We start from the raw sequence: 18,331 nt of genomic DNA, 5'->3' as shown, positions 1-18,331 counted from the left end.
AGCTAATTACCACTAACCGGAGACTAACTCGTCGTTAGACACGGTGATCTGTTGATTTTTCGCCGGGAGTAAAAAGATATATCTATCTTACTCATCACGCTGATTGCACGCTGGCGCTTGCTGCATAGTAAAAAGGTAAATAACCTCCTGTGCGATGAGGGGGATATGAGATGGTAAATCAAGGGCATGGACATTTCAGCATCGCATTGGCATCCTCAGTAGGTTTGACGGGTATGCTATTTTAGATTGCCGTGGTTTCTGTCTATAAGACAAGCAGCAATCCTATACAGTTTGAAAGAGCTTTGCCAAGCTACATGAGTATCTAGACTGCTAAGGCTGAAGGAAGCAGAGCTTTGTGCTATGTGGGGGGGCTTCTGCAGTTGGGTGTGCACTTTGTTCTATGACTTAATCAATCATGGAATCAGCGTAATTCATTCAAGCAAGTGACACGGGTGATAAGGACTACGGAGCTAAGTAGGTATTTTTTAGGCTTTCCCCAATAAAAACGCCGAGAGCGGCAACTTTTTCGTTGCCGCTCTCGGCTCGCCCGTTCCCACCCTTATGAGGTGAATTGCAATATACACTTTGTTTGACCGATTGTCAAGGGGGGGATTAAAATTATGCCACATAAAGCTTACTAGAGAAATACTCGAAAAGTGATGCCAAGATCAAGCGTATTAACTAACAGTGATCTTGGTGTGAGTTTTGCAGTGATTACTTTTTACCTATCCCAAGTCAATCATTTGCGTGTCAAGAATCTTAAAGAAATCTATCGTGATAGATCCGAGGGTATATCTAAACGAATACTTGCTTCTGTTTTGAACAGCTCTTATAAATTATACACACTTGTACTTAAAGAGATGCTACCGATTTCAGCGCGAAACTAAAAATACGCCGATCGTTGCACCTTATTCACGTATTATTAAACGAGTATTGTGCGGTTGATCTAGATCGGTAATATCTTCTCTAAACTCGGAGCGACATATTTCAACTGAGGAGATCTGCGACTTATCTGTCATAACCTGAGACTTACGCAACAATAATATAAAGCGATATATCACTAAAGTCTTCTATATAGCAGCACAATTTTCATTATGCTTGATTTATTGATTTACCGTCGTTTTTTAACCTCCCTATCATCGTAGGTTGGGTTATCTATCCGTTGACTATGCAGCAAATATCTGTGATTGGTCTATGTAATCGGTAAGGTGGCTGCCTTTTTTAATCTATGTGAATATGAATGGATCATGGACTTTGGATATGAGTTATGCATGGTTTGTGGGCTGTGGTATGAGAGACAAGGCACATTCATCGGTATGCTTGACTCAGTTGACTACCAATTGTGCACTTGATATTCAGATTGCTACTGATGCATTTAAAACTGTACCTATCTAGATGAATCTCGATTTGTTGGTAGATTCAGGGTAATGGTTGTATGGGCTTAAGTGGAACAGTCATGTTTATAGATCTTGCATAACCTGCAAATTTCTTCGCAATTATTTTCGTCTTGTTTGGTTATTGATTAGTTCACATCTTTCAGATATTTAATTCGCCATTATTTCTTAATATATTATATTAGAGATAATCTCAAGAAAAGTTAGCTGGTTATAAATTTTGTTGTGCTGCATATTGTCTGAGCAAGTTTATACTAAAATATGTTAGGCTCTTAGCAATGTATATAAAAGCGATGCCGATAATTGATTTCTCTGTGTGAGTCAATGGTAGATAATTAGTCATACATGATTTGCAACCGAGTTTTGATATTGATGCGAGAATCATCCAGCGTTCATATTTAGGTGATTTGAATTAGCCTATGGAGTCATAAAACATGTTATCATAAAGGTAATGGCAATTCATTATCCTTTCGCTAATTTATTATATCGCCTTGAGAATGAAAATATTACGCCAGACATTTATCATGAGATGTCATTCTTATTCAATTTATATCCAAAAGAAGTTTTGTGGTTATTGAGATATATTTGTCATAGCAAGAATGATAGTGCATACATAGCTTCCCTTAAATTTCTATCAGATAAAGAAATAGTCACAAAACTTGAGTTAGATACGGCGATTAAATATATGCATGAACCTAAATACAGCTTAATCTTTTTCTACTCATTAGAAAGACAGTTAGATGGCAAAGTATTAGAAGAAATGGAAAAGCTCATTCATGATTTTAATGTACAGAAAGATGTTGATGCCTTGAGAATTATGATTGAAAATAGCCCCCCTAAGCTTGCAGATATTGTTTATAGATATTTAAGAGAAAAACAAATAAATTTAGAAGACAGTGTATATCTTTATTCTTATTTCTTGGATATAGGATATCATATATTAAGGGATAAGGTAATTGATTTGATATTAGGAGCAAGAGAATACGAGTTTGATTACGTGTATAATATAATAGAAAAACTATCCTTGTCTGGCAATGTTATTTGCCACAGGGATTTAATTCATATTTACAAAGAGCATAAAAATGTATTGATAAAAGATTGCGTTATAAAAAACATGGGCAATTGCTTGTCTTATGAGGCGGTTGATTTTCTTTTAAATATTATACATTCAGAAAGACGCACATCACGTAATCTTGCCTTTGATTCGCTTGTACATATTTATAATCTCTTGTTATACGATGATCGTGTAAATAAAAGCGTAGATAGTTCTTCAAATAGGCGAAAAATTACAGAAACTATGATAAAAAACCAAGAAGCTTTCAAGAGACTAGCGATAGACATCATAGATAATAATAGTGATGAAGATTCTATATCATCTGCTATCAATTTATTGCTATGTACATGTGATATAAAAAAAGATAGAGACATTTTGGGAAGAAAAGATTTGTGTAATTTTTTGGAAAAGTCTTGCAATAAAAAAATATCAAAAACTCTCGTATACAAAATAATTGAATATAAAAATGTCAGGCATATTCTTGAGTATATAAAAACCAAAGACCGTGCAATTATAGATCAAATTTACGAAGACAATCAGTTTGGCCAATCGATGAAAGAATTTTTGACTGAACTTTTGGATGAAAATATAGACGAGCTATTCAACAAGACATTAGATTTAATCCTTTTTTACAACCTCGAAGATTTGTTAGAGTACAGAAATTTTATATTAGAGGATGAAAGATTGAGCATAAAAACAAGATTGAATGCGATCAAAATCATGTCGATTGTCAGCGAAGTAGAGACCATAGAATTTTTGAGCTCATACATAGATGAGTGTAAAAATGCGTATCTTGCCAGCTTCTTATTGCTCTATTTATATCAAATGAATAAAGAGATGGGGACAAAAAACGCTAAGAATATAATAGATGTAGCCAGCGGAAACGAAATCTATCAACGTACAGTTTTGCATTCATCTCTGATTATTTTATTCATGAACGAAGATCCTCCCTCCATAAGTTTTATTTTAGAACGCATAAATAAAATAAAACCCCAGATAGATCATAATATCTTAAAACTATTGAAATATTTAAACAAAAATATTTTACTAGAATCGCTTTTTATTATTTATCTCAAAACAAAAGATATAAGAGGAATCTTTGAAATGTTGCGAGAATTAGATCTGGATTTCGTACAGGAGGAAGATGTATATAATTATTTCCTTTTTAATTGCGGTGGGAAAATAGAGGGAGAACCTACTTTTATGTTAATAGAAGGTTATAATAAATGTATAATAGATAAAAACTCGGATGAAGATTTTGTTATTATATAAAATACAACAGCAGTCCTTCATTCTATAAATCAACGATAATAGTTTCATTCAATCGTTATATCAAAAACGCCAAATGCCTTGATAAAGTTAATTGTATCTACAAAAATGTATTTTTCGATGGGACGTTCTGCATTATTTGATAAGTATAGCTATTAAGTTGAATATATTGAATAATAAACACTGAAGAAGTTGATTGACTGTTAATTAAAAGATAAAAATCAAGATAAACACTGAAGCTGCTTATATAAATCATGCAAAATTTTTCTCACTCTCCTTTAAAATAATCATTTGCCTAATAAACACAGTGCGTTAGACCCTCTTGATATATCTAGACAAATAAATCTGCTAGCACATCGCGCAGGATATCTATCACTTACACAATAGATGACCACTCAGTGTAAGTGCGCATTTAATTATGACCTAAACTTATGCCAGAGCAACAAATTGACGAGTAAATTATTCGTGATGTAGGTTAAAATTAACATTTGTCTGAGCAAGAAAATGGTTTATCTTATCGTCTAATTTGAGTGCTGACGACATATTACGTGAGAAATCTCGAAATAGCTTTTACTAAGATAAACAGATACTACAAGTATTGGTATATCAATGTACTTGAAATTGTATGTCTATGCCATGACTTAGGTTAAAATGCAATTCTAGGCTATTGTTCCGGATTTTCATTTGTTATATCTAACTACACAATTTTTCTTTAAGTAATTTCAACTGGATCGCAGTATTCATTAGGCTACTGCGCGGGGTTATCTAGATGATTTATAAAGTTAAAATAGCATAATATAATTATCTATCTTGTAATTTTTAAGGCGCTAAAAAACAATGCTACAATACAAGCAAGCATGATGATTAATACATCAGCATAATTTTATGCAAATATAATATAAAATTTAAGAGCGAAATAATTGATATTTTTTATATCATTTAATGCCTTGTGCTCACTATTCAATCTGCCTATTTGCATATGCACGAGCGATGAGATTACCGACTCTACCGTCCACTGTGTAGCCAAATGTAGAAACTGCTTCATCTGGTGAGGCAGGGTCAAGTGACGATATATCTTTCACCATCCCTGATAATTTATCGAAATAGTAAGCTCTAAAATTACTAGATAATTCTCTTAATCTCGCAAAAATCCTTTTGCTTTCATCTTTATTATATAGATCGAAAAGTTTGCAGAAAAGATCGTCGCCAGCATTGTATTGGCTTAACCTATACACGGCAAATATACAATCCATAACAGTAGGAGAATTTGAAGCTAGTATAACACGATAACCTCTCGCGACTAAATCAAAGATCAAGAACATACTCGTAACTATATCTTTTGGATGAAGGCCCATTTCAATCTCTTCGATTATAATTAATTTATCAGGATTTAATCCTGATACGTTTTTTTGATCAAGCAGGTCTTTTATGCTTATTAAAATTGGTACAAACTGTCTTTGAGCTATTGTCCATGCAAAACCGGATAATGGCACGTTATCTTTGTCTATTAGGTTTATCTTGATCTCATCACCTGCTCGTTTTAAATTCAAACGGAAACCGTCTAATATATTATTGGCAATTTTATTCTTCATACTTCTATGCATGCCTTCTATATTTAATAACGCACTGTTTTTCTTCGGCGGAATACAATGCACGAGTTTATTTTTCAGGAATTCAACATAGTTGTATGTGAAGATATCCGAATTATACAACGATTTATCTATTTTAATTATCTCATTTTCAACTGGGTCTAGACATATTGTTCTATGCGAAGGTATATAAACTACTTTTTCTTCGCAATCGCTTTTAAGTAGAGATCTCAAGTATTTATTGGTTACTCTCTTGTCGCCATATATTAAATAATTTTCTTTTAAAGGAAATCCAAAAAAAGCTTTAAAAATATCGTGGTCTATCTCGACATTTTTATGCCCCTGCAGATTTATTAAAAGGTTATGCAGGATATGAATATCATTCATAAATTTTATAAATTTCAAGGTTAAACTCTTCCCACTGTTCTGTGGCCCAGTAAAAACGGTTAATGGACCTAACGTGATATCTGCGTTTTTTATCGGTCCAAAATGTTTGATCTTGATATTGTCTGCCATGCTCTTATTATAATTTAAGCAAATGCTTTTGTTAAGCTTGCGGTCTCTTTAACAGAGAGAACAATTTGATGCATAATCAGGCTTAGCGAGAAGTATGATAAATGCCTAAATTGAGCATGTATTGGTCATGTGCCTTTTACCAGACCCAATTGTTCTAAGGAGGTGAATAAAGTGTTGCACACGAAATGTTAAAGATACATAAGCAAAACAATGAGCAAAAGTAGAAAGAATCACAACGGCAACCAGCGTACCTATGCAAGACATGCAACCATCATTTTATCCATCAAGGCAACGCAATCGACTATCGCTTTGAATCCCGTGACGAACTCTTGAAATGTATCTAGATAGCCACATTTTAAGAAATATCGAGCATAATTTACTAGTCAAGCGCACAATTAGTAGTCAACCGACTCAAGTGCACCCGTGAATATGCATTAGCTGCCATTCCCTACCCATCTCACGCCCCCCCCCAAAGCCGATGACTAAACTATCGTCGTGCGCAGTGAGCTATTCACATTTATCGAAAAAACGTCTATCTCATCACGCAGGTCGAGCGCCCGCGCGCACGGCTTGATGAGCTGGCAGATAGATACTCTATCCTGCGATTAGGCTGTGTTTCAGACAGTGATGGATTAAGCCCCATGAGCATTTCATCATTGCGCCAACATCTTCAGCGCGTATGCTGCTTTCGACTACCGGGGTGGGGGGATCGTCTCTATCTGAGTCAGGCAAGGCGCTGCCCTATTTGCTTGAAGCAAGCCTTGTCGAGTTGTGTGGGGTTCACTCGTTTATGCCAATGATCGCAGTGCTTTCCATAGTGTGTGGATGAACTGCAGCGGCGATTGCGTCTTTTGTGCAATGCTGGAATCGATGGCGTCCCTTTAAGCAAGCGTTGGTGATTTATCAGAGCTATTCACAGGACTAAGCAAGCATTTTGTTTTAAGTTCCCGAGAATAAAATGAAAATGAATTGAGAGAAGGAGCCACTCGAAACAGATAAATAGCTATTCGACACGGCTCCCTCTCTCACTCATCATTATACCCATTTTGTGGCTGATGTAAAGTACAGGTAGACTAGAAATTTAAATACTGACATCGTTAACTCATATCTCTTATAATTCAGATACACTTACACGGAAATATTTCGTCTATCATGACATTGCACAATCAAACAATGTGCTGATTGAAATTACAGTAGCGGATGTCTTCTGCCGAAACGATAAAATCGAAGTTCTATGCACATTCGGGAAACGATATAGAATTAATTTGTATCATGCTTAAGCTGAAAGACGTGATGTTTTTGATGTGTTTGTAGAAGCTAACTAGCAGATGCATCTTTTGAACAATAACTGAATTATGGAACAGCTAAAAAATTTGATAGGAAAACTAATAATGGAAGAGATGCCAAGGATGCCCCACGAAATTTCAACTCGTGATATATCGAATGTCCTCCGATGCAGTGGCTCGCCGTCAGTAGCGAGGCATCGATTAGCTTCTGCAACGATTTCGTAATTAGAGCATTTATGACCAGAAAACTCAAAGGCCAGCGCGTTTACCGTGCTAAGTTAGTCGCGAAAATAACAAGTTTTATCTCGCAAGAGTTGATATTAAGTATCCATATCATAATCATACTGTGGTTACAGCGTTGATCGAGGTTATTCTCTTGTATAAGAGTACACGGGTTATAAGAGACATCAACGATGCGACTTGAGTATTTGGATTCAGGCGCTATCTATGCTTGACCGGCGCTAAGGCTGTATATAATATTGTCATGGACAGATTCAGAATGGCTACTGCATTGATTTTATCCCTAGCAATATTTTTTTGGGAATGGAACAATGGCCCACATTGGTCTATTTCTGCCGGGAAGTCATGTTACGCTAATCACTATGATGTTCAGAAAAGTGGGACAACATGTGTTCCCACGTATAAGGTAGGATTTTTAGCTAGATATAATGAAAATATAAATAAGATGTGCTACAATATATATTACAAAATAGGAATGGAAAATAAGATCATTATGCATTGCCATGATGTAAATTAGGCGTATACGTATTAATTTTGATTGATAAAACTACGTGATGAAATAATAAGCGCTTGAATCAAAATAATTACATAGTCCAGTGGACAGCTCTGATAAACCGTAGGTGCTGGTTTAAAAGCCCGCCACCGATTCCAGCATTGCACAAAAGACACAATCGCCGCTGCAGTTCATCCACACACAGTAGAAAGCACTGCGATCGTTGGCATAAACGAGTGACCCCACACACAACTCGGCAAGGCTTGCTTCAAGCAAATAGGGCAGCAGCCTTGCCCGACTCAGATAGAGACGATCCCCCCACCCCGGTAGTTGAAAGCAGCATACGCGCTGAAGATGTTGGCGCAATGATGAAATGCTCATGGGGCTTGATCCATCACTGTCTGAAACACAACCTAATCGCAGGATAGAGTATCTATCTACCAGCTCATCACGCTGTGCGCGCGGGCGCTCGACCTGCGTGATGAGATAGACGTTTTTTCCGATAAATGTGAATAGCTCACTGCGCACGATGATAGTTTAGTCATCGGCTTTGGGGGGTGTGAGATGGGTAGGGAATGGCAGCCAGTGCATATTCATGGATGCACTTGAGTCGGTTGACTAATTGTGTGCTTTACAAGCGAATTATGCCCGATTTTTTGTGAAGTGTGGCTGTTCAGATACATTTTGATGGCTTTTGCGCCGAATTTAAGGTGTGTAGCTGATTAGGTTGATCAGCAGGATAAAATGACGATTGTAGACCTTAAGCAGGTAACGCTATGTGCTGTTGTGATTTTCACCACGTCGGAATACTGATTAACCGATATCTACTGGATATTTGTTGCGCTAGCTTTTAATTCAATAAATCTTTTCCTCTATTTAATATATAAAACAAACAATCTTCTTAAGCATGAACAGCGCTTTTAATTTTTTATATACTCCATCATGCCTGTTATATTTTTATCGGTTTGGATATATGGTTGAATATTATTAACCTTGTCCATAATCTTAGCATTTTCATAAGTTATACGGGCATGATTAATAGCGCTTGCATTATTTTTTATGGCTCTAGTCATATAAAAACCAGCGCTGACCATTCCAGCTACAAGGCGATAAGGCACGACTGTTACTACTACTGCGCGGAAAATGTGGAGCATTTCTTTAAAAATAGTCTTAGTGAGGACTAAATTTAAAATAGATCTATTATCATCTATCCCAGCAACACTGCCAAAACTAAAGTATTTCTTTATACCTTCAGAAGCGGTCTTCCACATATCCTGTCCAATTTTCCTGTAGCTGACAACAGGTATAATGCTATTACCAAGCCAAAAGAGTTCTGCGAGGCTCTTATAAATCGGACCTACTTCCTTCTCATGGTTTCTTAGATATTCCTGTAATGTTTTACGAGGAATAGGCATAATAGAAGCTACGAAAAATGCTTGTAGTGGGTTAAGTTTTTTGAATAGGCGTGCTTTGTCCTTATCATTTATACCTGGCATCGATAACAAAGTCTTGACTAGGTGATCTTGGCTGCCTTTATCTATGACATGATCTACAAATGCTGTAGTGAGTCGGTCTATATCATTTTTGCTCATCCCATGATAATTTTCTCTATGAGCTTCTTTTAGCAGATCTTTAGTCGCTTTGAGTTCTTCAGGTATATTGCCTATCGCTTGTTTACCAAATACAATTAAATTAGACAAGATATTACGAACGAATTCTGATTTGAAATTGATTGCAGATAGTTTACTCACGAAAGAGTCTGTTTTATCTATCAATTCAGATAGCTTTACGCCACCGTTATTTTCGTTTATCTTATTAAAGATCAGGATTGCTTTATCTATAGCATATTCCTTGAGTGCTTTCAGACATTCGGCTTGATTTTTGGCACATGAAAACGCTAACAGTATTAATTCAGTATCTTTAATATTAGAAACAATCTTAGCCCATGTCTCAGGATCAGAGAGGTTAGGATCAAGCACTTTTTTGATCTGCAACAAATCATCGAGCTTATTTTGTTCTATTTTTGACGCATCCAAGCTATTGATAATCTTCTCGACAATCTCGTATCCTTCTGTGCCTAAATTCTTCCTATTCTCTATTAAACATCTGACAATGATCTTTATTTTATCGTAACTGCCAAGTATGTTTGGTTTTTTATTTTCATCAATCGTCTTATCATTCGAGCCATGCTGTTGTGCAGCAAGAATTAAGCTATGAATCACTTCTATCCCATAGAGTGGGTCTCGTTTTATCTTGTTATATAAAAATTTATGCAATTCTTCGGGTGAAAGATCTTCGATTAGTTTTATAGTTTTGCGTTTATCTTCTTCCTCCTCAGGTTCATAATATGAAAGAGCAAGATAACGATAAGACATGTCTTTAGTGGTTAATTTATTATAAAAAAAAGCGAAGTCATCATATTTCATCTTATAAAATCTTCTTATGATTGATAATATATCAACAGGGTGCTGAATGTTAAAGTTTTTAATATGATCCAAAGCATCAGGTGGTACATACTTCCAGCGGAGAACTGCCTTTAAAGCAAGGTTGTTGTCGTTGTAGTATATAACTTTGTTCTGATACGCGAGCTCCGCTAGCTTCTCCTGCAATGGCGTAATTCTTTCCAAGGCGTCAATAAGTACATATATAGCTTTACTCGCGCTTAATTTCTTATCGACCAGATACTGGACTGTATTAAAAATTAGTTCTTCCGCGGAATCAGGTTTATTAGCTGATTTATCTACAGCATTATTTCCTCTATTTTCTCTAGCCAATTCATCATCTATAGCTGCAAAGATATCCTGCGGGCGACAAGAAGCGTGAATGCATGCTTCGGCAGCTTCATTCAGTTTGGTTACGATCTTTGTGATTTCCTCATCATCCGGATTCTTTACGTTGATGATCTCAAAAGAATCCACTACTGATTGTGCAAAATGATGTATGGGATTGTGTTTTTTCATAGCTAATCATATTTTAGCACGTTGTGTCGAAATTACCTTTGCATCGGCCTAAATTATGGTATAATATAACTATGACAGCCGAGCAGTTCATAACATATCTCAAAGGAAAGGGCGCCAAGCCCAATACCATTGCTGGGTATAAAGGTGATATCCAGCATTTTTTGGATTTTGCCGCACATCACGAAAATTTCATATCCGATAAGGATGAGTACTTCCGGATAGTAGAGGATTATATCAACTTTTTAAAACAAGGCCATTATGCCGAAAGTTCGATTGCTCGTAAAATATATAGCCTCATTCGTTATAGCGAATTTATCGGCTATGACGAGGCCAAAAATATCCTTAAACCAATTAGAAGACCTGCGGTAAAAGCAAAACGAATTAAAGAAAATGATTTCGAATACTTGGTTGAGCAATTAAAGAAAAACGACGATTTCATGTCAACTGCTATATTGTTGATTATTTTGCTCATTAACCGTCTAAGAATAAAGGCATCACAGGTTATCAATATTTACGATATTTCAGAGAACGAGCAATCATATGTTGTTAAAATAGTGGAAAATGACCAAGTTTATTATTATAACATCAATAAACCAGATGAATTATTTGAGAAGAGCCTGGCAAAATATGTAGCTAAGAAAGCTGATGTCGTTGGCAATCACACTCAGACTTTCTTCGTCGCTAAGAATGGGAACCCGTTATCAAGACAGGTGATTTGGCGGCATATGCGTAATATAGCTGATAAGGTCGGTATACCTTTAAGAATTACTATGTTTAAGTAAAGCCGCTATTATGATTCATCCGTGCGATCATTTTCTATCGTATAATAAAACTATGCGCAAGGCTGAGCAAGAAATATTCGACCCTTTATTTGCTATCTTAATGATAATCGTGGTATCAGTGTTATTCGTCGGTTTTAATAAGGTATTTGAAGCATTAGGACGATTTTCTTTATATGTAGTTAGATTGGCTGATTTAGAGTAAAATTAATAATTGTATATGCAAGAATTTATAAGCTCCAAGATTTATGCTTATCTCTTATTGCCCTGTGTATCTATTGTCCCATCTATTCTATTAACCATAATTCTGGGTTATTTTGCTCTACCCACGTGGGTTATGGCAGGGAGAACATCTGCTTATTTATACTACCGTCATGCCGTTAGTGAGATAAAGAAAAATAACGCCAATGTTTTATCAGCATGGCCAGTTAAACTTATTCACTCATTCATAGTTGGAATAATAACTGCGGCCTTTTTTGTTCTTCTTGCAAACCTAACCCAGCGCATCCCGTATCATCCGATAAACATTATCATGGCTCTCTTGTCTTCCACAATATCGTTTTTTCTAGGAAGTGCGCTAGCACGTTTAAACATCGGCTTAGGCCTCATTATACCAGTTATAATAATGACACTTCTGTTGATTTCGTTTATTATTTTTTTTAATAGATGATAGCGGTTTTTTACCTTAATTTACAACTTCTTAAAACAAAATATGACTCATATATCGTATACTTGTGCTTGACTGGTGTGATTAAATTGAAGCATCTCTTGCTCTCAACCTATTTGAATAGCCAAAAGGCCTTAGTGATAAGAAGTGACGAAAGAATACGAGTCAGTCTCTTAACATAAAATATATCAAATAATATAAACAGTTATATTCTATGAAAAGATGGGTGTTTTAAGTATTAGCTATTCAAAACATTACAGGTCATTTTATGAGAGTAATCCCACCGCCAAAAAATAATAGAAGGCCTGTTTTTTATTGTAAAGTTAGCCCGACGATGAAATAAGCATACATTCCGTACATATCTTCCTCCCCAGGGTTTTTATATATTACGGCAATTGGGCGGTCACATGCAAGGTAGGCAACGGCCATCTTCTTCGCTTGCTTAAGTACATTCCAGTGGGGTGGAGAATAATACCAACCTTCTGCCGCTAAAAAATCTTTAGTAAGATGTACTGCTAATACTTCTCCCGTCATGACAGATGGCACCATTGGCTTACCTGTGTTTGGGTCATAATGTGAAAAATATCCTCTCCTAGCCATGTCCGTGGCGCGTTCAAGTGCAAGCGGATAAAGCGTTTCTTCCCATATGATATTTGGCAGATTATGCTTCCTTCTTAATTTGTTGATTTCTACAAATTCAATCTCGGCACTTTTACGGTCTGGCCTGCACAAATGCGATATTTTCCTTTCCTCAAATTTATAAAGTGATGGATCTTCCCCGAATTTATAAGCTTCAGGTATTTCAGTAATTTCTAATTCTTCTATGTTGATTTCTAATTCATTTGCCATGATTAAACGCAACTCTTCTTTCTCATCTATACTCAATATCTTTTGCTCTATTTCTGCCTTGCCTGAGTTAATATTTGATAAGATAGAATAACCCAAGATGCAACTGATACATGAGCATATAGATATAATTATGATAAGCGATACAAGGAGAAACTTCTTAGCCATAGAATCCATGCTTATATTATAATTCACGTTATATAGCGCTTATGACATAATGATGCTCGAATAGAAATGATCGAGTAGTTTGCCAGATAGTTCTTATACCCAGACGCGCTTACTTTAGTGGATGACACTATTTTCTTTGTTGTATGAATGGATTATACACCTGCAAATCTTAAGCATACTGTACAAGCACAATGTTATCAGACTAAGTACCGACTAACGTTCCAACAAATCTGGAAGACTTGTTAAAACTACTTCTACTTGTCCATTGTGAAAGCCATTGAAGATATTTGCTGATGTGATCTAAAGTGGCATATTACTAAGTCGTTGGTGTAACACAAACACATGTGAGATGCTCGATCGGCCATCAGAAACAATCTGGATTGTTAATATACATCAAAACTTAATCATAGATATAACGATTTCTTGTGTATACATTCATTCACACTTTACTCATCCATCATTATATCGGTATTGATTAATGAGCAAAATGTCAAAGATTTACATAAAATTAGATATATTTAACAGCATACGATTTCAATATTTCATCAATCGTGTATATATTGTTGATGTTATAAGCGTCGCGCCAGATATCCGGCGTTAAAGAAGAGGTAATATCCATCCAAGAAGAAAAGTAAATACCTAATTTTTCTCTAAACTCCACAGGTATACTCTTAGATGCTTTATAAATATCATCTGAATTCTTATCGATGTGTTCAGTAACAATCAATGTAACAGGAAAGTATTTATAACGATAACGCCATTCCATAGATTGATAATATCTAAGGATAGTGTTGAATTTATCAATCCAGCGATTAAGACCGGCACGACTTCTTTGATATCCCCAATCTCCCAATTGCCAGCCATCTACTTCGATGTGAACGGGAATCACTCTTAGACCTACTCTTACCATAAGGCCACTATCCGGACGATAGGTGAACATGAATTTATCTGTAGTTTTCTGCATATAGCTGTGAGCAGATATGCACTCAGAATAACCAGTGAGATATTGCATTGGTTCACCGCTAATCGAAAGGCGATAGAGATATTGCGCTATATTCGCAACAACATAATAAGATGATATAGTGTGCCCGTATCTTCTCTTTTGATCATTAATAAAGTAATTAAACCATCTAATGAATCTCTTTGTTTCTGAGAACGTATATAAAGCAATATATAGGAGGGAATCTTGACTTAATACAACACAAGATACTCCAGAAATTTCTTTTAATTGGATGAGTCCTCTTTCACGCATTTGATCCAGCTCTATGCGAATAGGAATACGATTAAAACCATGCACTATACGCCATCCCCAGTAAACTAAATGCACTGGAAGAAGAGGAAGATATAAAAAAACGCGCAACCAATCAATATTTTGACTGCATATGCGTTTCTTTTCTGCGCTTAATTGTGCTATATCATGTATATTCTCACTTTTAATCTTAGGATATCTCTTCATGGGCGTGGTGTGAGTGTTTAACCAGAAAGAATTATCTTTTATTAAACTCAACACCTGATTGGTAAATTGATCTGGCGAAAAAAATATGTTGATATTACCAAGCTCTGCATTAAAATTAGCTAAATTGAGCGTATCTACAACCGCAGTTGAAACCTTACTTTGCAAAAAGCCGACTATAGCTGATTTATTATCTTGCCACTTCTTGTGAATTTTATTCCAAGAAGACACAATCGTTCTTATATACTGCATATCCATAAATCTATCTACTGGTATTAATAATATATTTTTCTGTTTTCTGGGGGGAAAATCACGTATTAAGGTTAAAATAGTAGGTAATATGATGCATCTACAGCGGCTGTTAATTGGTAAGATGTTAAACCATCTTATAGAGAAACCGTGGGGTATAAATTTAGATGTGTTAATAAGCAAATTATTAAGATTCCCGCAATAATCTATATAGTTATCGCAAATTATTCTCCTAAATCTACGCCATTTGCTTTGGCCTATATTCTTATATATATAACAATCATTAAGATCATCATAATCCATGTATTTGTTTATAATATTTTCAATCTCATCTTCTTTAATTGACCTTAAACTCAGCAGATCTAGCACATTTTCACGACTGATTACACCGATCTCGAATAAAATCTGCGCTAAGATTGGCTCCGTATTATTTTTTACCTCTTCCATTTTACTGTAAATAACTTCAAATAAGCCATATTTTAACACAGAACCAGGTGTAAATTGATCTAGTCGGTTAAATAAAATGATTTGGAGAGGGTTGATAATAAACATGATGGAATCGTTGATAAAAAACTATTGATGGATGCATTGATCTACACATGTTTAGTGAACTCCTTTTTTGTTTAACAGATTAGGCACTTGAACTCAAATTCATTGAGGTTTAAAAACAATTATATACCCGTTAATATCTAGCTATCGTGCAGGTTGTGCGATGATTAGCCTGAGGTTATATTTTCATCGAGAAGTGCTTTAAGTAACGACATATTTAGTTTCCTCACATTATTAAACTGTATTTATGTTTCACCAGGTCTACTAGCATAGATTACTTCAGCGAATATCTCTGGTTAAACGTGACAAATTATATAAAGAAAACCAGTTTACCATTCAGCTTATATAGCCAACTAATTTAAAAACATTCTTTAGTTATAACAAAATAATATCATCCATGCTTTTTATTTCCTTGTCCTGTAGTATAAAACATAGGGGTCCAATTACATTAGAAAGGATGTCTCTTTGTTTAGCCAAATCATTTAATATATCTTTATCTAAAACGGCAATGATTTTTAAAACATTGTAGATCTTGTCACTGCCATTTGATTTTTTAATAATATCGATAAGGCCATCAATGATTGCTTTCTTATTTAACATACGCGGATTCCATATTTTTATATCATTCAACACAGAATCAAAATGCTTTGATAATTTATAAATAATATTCACAGATAAATCATTATTACACAATAAGATAGACAAGAACAATTTCTTTTTATCTTTTAATAAATCAATCGTGCATTTTAATATATCAAACGCCTTCTCGTTCCCTTTTGATACTAAAAAGGGGATATAATAACAAACAAAATTATCTAAAGTTTTTGGGTCAATCTCTGAGCCAAATCTTTCTATATATTTTTCGAAATAATCTACGAAGATATCAGTGTTTACGTTTAAAATAAATCCATAATCATTAAGATCAATATTTATATTACGAGAGAATAAATAACCGGTCAATCGGTTTATAATTTGATATTCTTTTTTATTAATAGCATAATTCCTAAAAAAACAGTACGTACCGTAATCTATAGTGTTGGGATTTACTGATATACAGTCTATTAATTTATAGACATATTTACTATCTATCAAACATACACGATTATCATAGATAGGAACATAGCCTAACCAACTAGTATCAAGATCAAAAGCAATTTCAACAAAATCATTTATTATATTTTCGTCTAAAGTATAAAAAATTGCCTGAACCAAAGATTTATCGAAGTTGCCTCTTTTATTCAATAATTTTCTTAACTCTTTTACCGCGCTATTTCCACCGCATAATCCAATTAATCTGGTTCTCGTTTCCTTTTCTTCAAAATTTTTAGTTATATATTCAAATAGAGTCTCAGATATTTCGTCACACTCTTTATATTTAAAATTATTTGTATCATGTTTTTCTAGATTAATCTCTACCGCCAAGATCTCACGCATTCTGTAAACTATATATGCAATCACCTCAAGAAGATCATTTTTTAAGGATTCGTCTATTTTTTTATACATATTTAATAAAAATTTGCAACAATAAATATAGTTCTTTCTATTCAGATTATCTATAAGCTTCATTCTTTCCTCTTCCTTTAGTTTTCTAAGGATTTCAATCATTTTTCTAGAAATAATAAGACGAGTGGTATGTAAGGGTATGTCTAAGGCATTCACATTATTTAATATATATTCAACCATTCTATTCATATGTTCAACACTGCCAATTTCTTCTAACAATTTAATGATTGAAGTAATGGAAGAATTTGGATCTAGCTTAAATATATGCTCAGCAATATCAGCTATAGATAATTTTATTTCCTGGCATAATAAGGCAACATTTCTAAGCAAAAAAGGTATCTCAATATTCTTTATTTTTCTCTTGCTCAGTTTATCAGATATTTTTATTACATCATTATAAGAATCAGTATCTCTATGTATACAGTACCAAGCTAAATGAGCTGCATAAGCTAAAAGGATATCTTTTGAATATCTGTATTCACGGATAATCATTTTAGCCTCTTCTAGCTTTGTCGCACCCATAAAAATCAAAATTAAAGCTTTATAGATAGTAGGCATATCTTGATAGTTTAATAATAAATTATTTAGAGTAAAAAATGCTCCGTCTTTATCCTCCAAGATCTCCTTTATTAAATCCTCGGGAATTATATAATTTAATCGTAATGAAGAATTACTATCTCTGCGTGATAGTATATAGCTAAGCAGGTTAAAACAAGCCATACAACGATATTATAATCCGTGATATCAACAAAACCAGATACAAAGATCAAGCGCTTATTTTAGGCGTAAATAAAATTGGATACATGAAGTGTCAAAAGAGACATAAGCAAATCGGTGGTCAAACAAGGCAAGAATCCCAGCAGCAGCCAGCGCTACCTGTGCAAAGCCTGCAATCGTTATTTCACCCCTCAGACCAACCCAATCGGCTACCCGCCTAGAATCCCGCGCCAAGCCGTCGAGATGTATCTAGATGGCCACAGCTCCCGACGCATCGGGCGCAATCTGCGTGTCAACCCACAATCGGTAGCCAACTGGGTCAAGTGCGCCGGTGAGCGTGCCTTGGCTGCCCCCATCCCACAGCCCCAACCGACGACTAACCCATCGTCGAGCTCGAGAGCAGTTCACATTCGTCGGGAGTAAAAAACGCGACGATCTCATCACACAGGTCAACTGCCTGACGCGCTGCGTGATGTGCTGGTAGATACCCTATCGCGCGATGAAGCGGTGTTGCAAGCGGTGGTGGATCAAGGGTCACGCGCATTTCAGTCTTGCACCGACAGCTTCAGTGGGTATGCTGCTTTGGACTACCGTGGCGG

9 protein-coding genes are annotated in these 18,331 nt (G+C 35.3%); 3 read left to right on the top strand and 6 right to left on the bottom strand.

Translation table 11 applies throughout. The features are described 5' to 3' along the window. Window positions 1-1,845 precede the first annotated feature (1,845 nt). Entirely contained in the window at window positions 1,846-3,720 is a 1,875-nt protein-coding gene (locus NZM04_00590; GenBank protein ID MCS7062542.1) for a hypothetical protein, read from the top strand. Between the two features lie 953 nt (window positions 3,721-4,673). Here the strand turns inward: NZM04_00590 and NZM04_00585 are convergent. From NZM04_00585 to NZM04_00575, 3 genes are all read right to left on the bottom strand, one after another. Then, complete coding sequence (locus NZM04_00585; protein ID MCS7062541.1) at window positions 4,674-5,822, bottom strand: hypothetical protein; 1,149 nt, start codon at window positions 5,820-5,822, stop codon at window positions 4,674-4,676. Between the two features lie 2,154 nt (window positions 5,823-7,976). Further along, window positions 7,977-8,369, bottom strand: coding sequence for a hypothetical protein (locus NZM04_00580; protein MCS7062540.1), 393 nt, complete (start codon window positions 8,367-8,369; stop codon window positions 7,977-7,979). A gap of 392 nt (window positions 8,370-8,761) precedes the next feature. Further along, on the bottom strand, window positions 8,762-10,801 hold the full coding sequence (locus tag NZM04_00575) for a hypothetical protein (GenBank protein MCS7062539.1): 2,040 nt from the start codon (window positions 10,799-10,801) through the stop codon (window positions 8,762-8,764). Window positions 10,802-10,872: 71 nt separating this feature from the next. Between NZM04_00575 and NZM04_00570 the strand changes: the two genes are divergently transcribed. Continuing rightward, window positions 10,873-11,583, top strand: a complete 711-nt coding sequence (locus NZM04_00570; GenBank protein ID MCS7062538.1) for a site-specific integrase — start codon at window positions 10,873-10,875, stop codon at window positions 11,581-11,583. Window positions 11,584-12,559: 976 nt separating this feature from the next. Here the strand turns inward: NZM04_00570 and NZM04_00565 are convergent. The 3 genes from NZM04_00565 to NZM04_00555 all read right to left on the bottom strand — a co-directional run bounded on the left by NZM04_00565 (window position 12,560) and on the right by NZM04_00555 (window position 17,735). Then, window positions 12,560-13,270 (bottom strand): CAP domain-containing protein, encoded by a 711-nt coding sequence (locus NZM04_00565; protein ID MCS7062537.1) that lies wholly within the window; start codon window positions 13,268-13,270, stop codon window positions 12,560-12,562. A 499-nt stretch (window positions 13,271-13,769) separates the two neighbouring features. Beyond that, window positions 13,770-15,515 (bottom strand): hypothetical protein, encoded by a 1,746-nt coding sequence (locus NZM04_00560; GenBank protein MCS7062536.1) that lies wholly within the window; start codon window positions 15,513-15,515, stop codon window positions 13,770-13,772. A gap of 372 nt (window positions 15,516-15,887) precedes the next feature. After that, a complete protein-coding gene (locus NZM04_00555; protein MCS7062535.1) occupies window positions 15,888-17,735 on the bottom strand; it encodes a hypothetical protein in 1,848 nt (615 codons plus the stop codon). A gap of 114 nt (window positions 17,736-17,849) precedes the next feature. Here NZM04_00555 and NZM04_00550 point away from each other — a divergent pair, with 114 nt between their 5' ends. After that, the gene (locus tag NZM04_00550) at window positions 17,850-18,155 is read left to right on the top strand and encodes a hypothetical protein (GenBank protein ID MCS7062534.1); all 306 of its coding nucleotides are present in this window, start codon (window positions 17,850-17,852) and stop codon (window positions 18,153-18,155) included. Window positions 18,156-18,331 lie beyond the last annotated feature (176 nt).

The organism is Candidatus Methylacidiphilales bacterium (genome assembly GCA_025056655.1).
In the GTDB taxonomy this organism is placed as follows: domain Bacteria; phylum Verrucomicrobiota; class Verrucomicrobiia; order Methylacidiphilales; family JANWVL01; genus JANWVL01.
Note: the sequence above shows the minus strand (reverse complement) of the source record. Positions and strands in the feature narration are given on the sequence as shown.

What these genes read in the sequence shown, in the direction of transcription:
- NZM04_00560 (MCS7062536.1), bottom strand. Translation starts at nt 15,515, where the DNA reads ATGTTTATTATCAACCCTCTCCAAATCATTTTATTTAACCGACTAGAT.
- NZM04_00565 (MCS7062537.1), bottom strand. Translation starts at nt 13,270, where the DNA reads ATGGATTCTATGGCTAAGAAGTTTCTCCTTGTATCGCTTATCATAATT.
- NZM04_00570 (MCS7062538.1), top strand. Translation starts at nt 10,873, where the DNA reads ATGACAGCCGAGCAGTTCATAACATATCTCAAAGGAAAGGGCGCCAAG.
- NZM04_00555 (MCS7062535.1), bottom strand. Translation starts at nt 17,735, where the DNA reads ATGGCTTGTTTTAACCTGCTTAGCTATATACTATCACGCAGAGATAGT.
- NZM04_00585 (MCS7062541.1), bottom strand. Translation starts at nt 5,822, where the DNA reads ATGGCAGACAATATCAAGATCAAACATTTTGGACCGATAAAAAACGCA.
- NZM04_00590 (MCS7062542.1), top strand. Translation starts at nt 1,846, where the DNA reads ATGGCAATTCATTATCCTTTCGCTAATTTATTATATCGCCTTGAGAAT.
- NZM04_00575 (MCS7062539.1), bottom strand. Translation starts at nt 10,801, where the DNA reads ATGAAAAAACACAATCCCATACATCATTTTGCACAATCAGTAGTGGAT.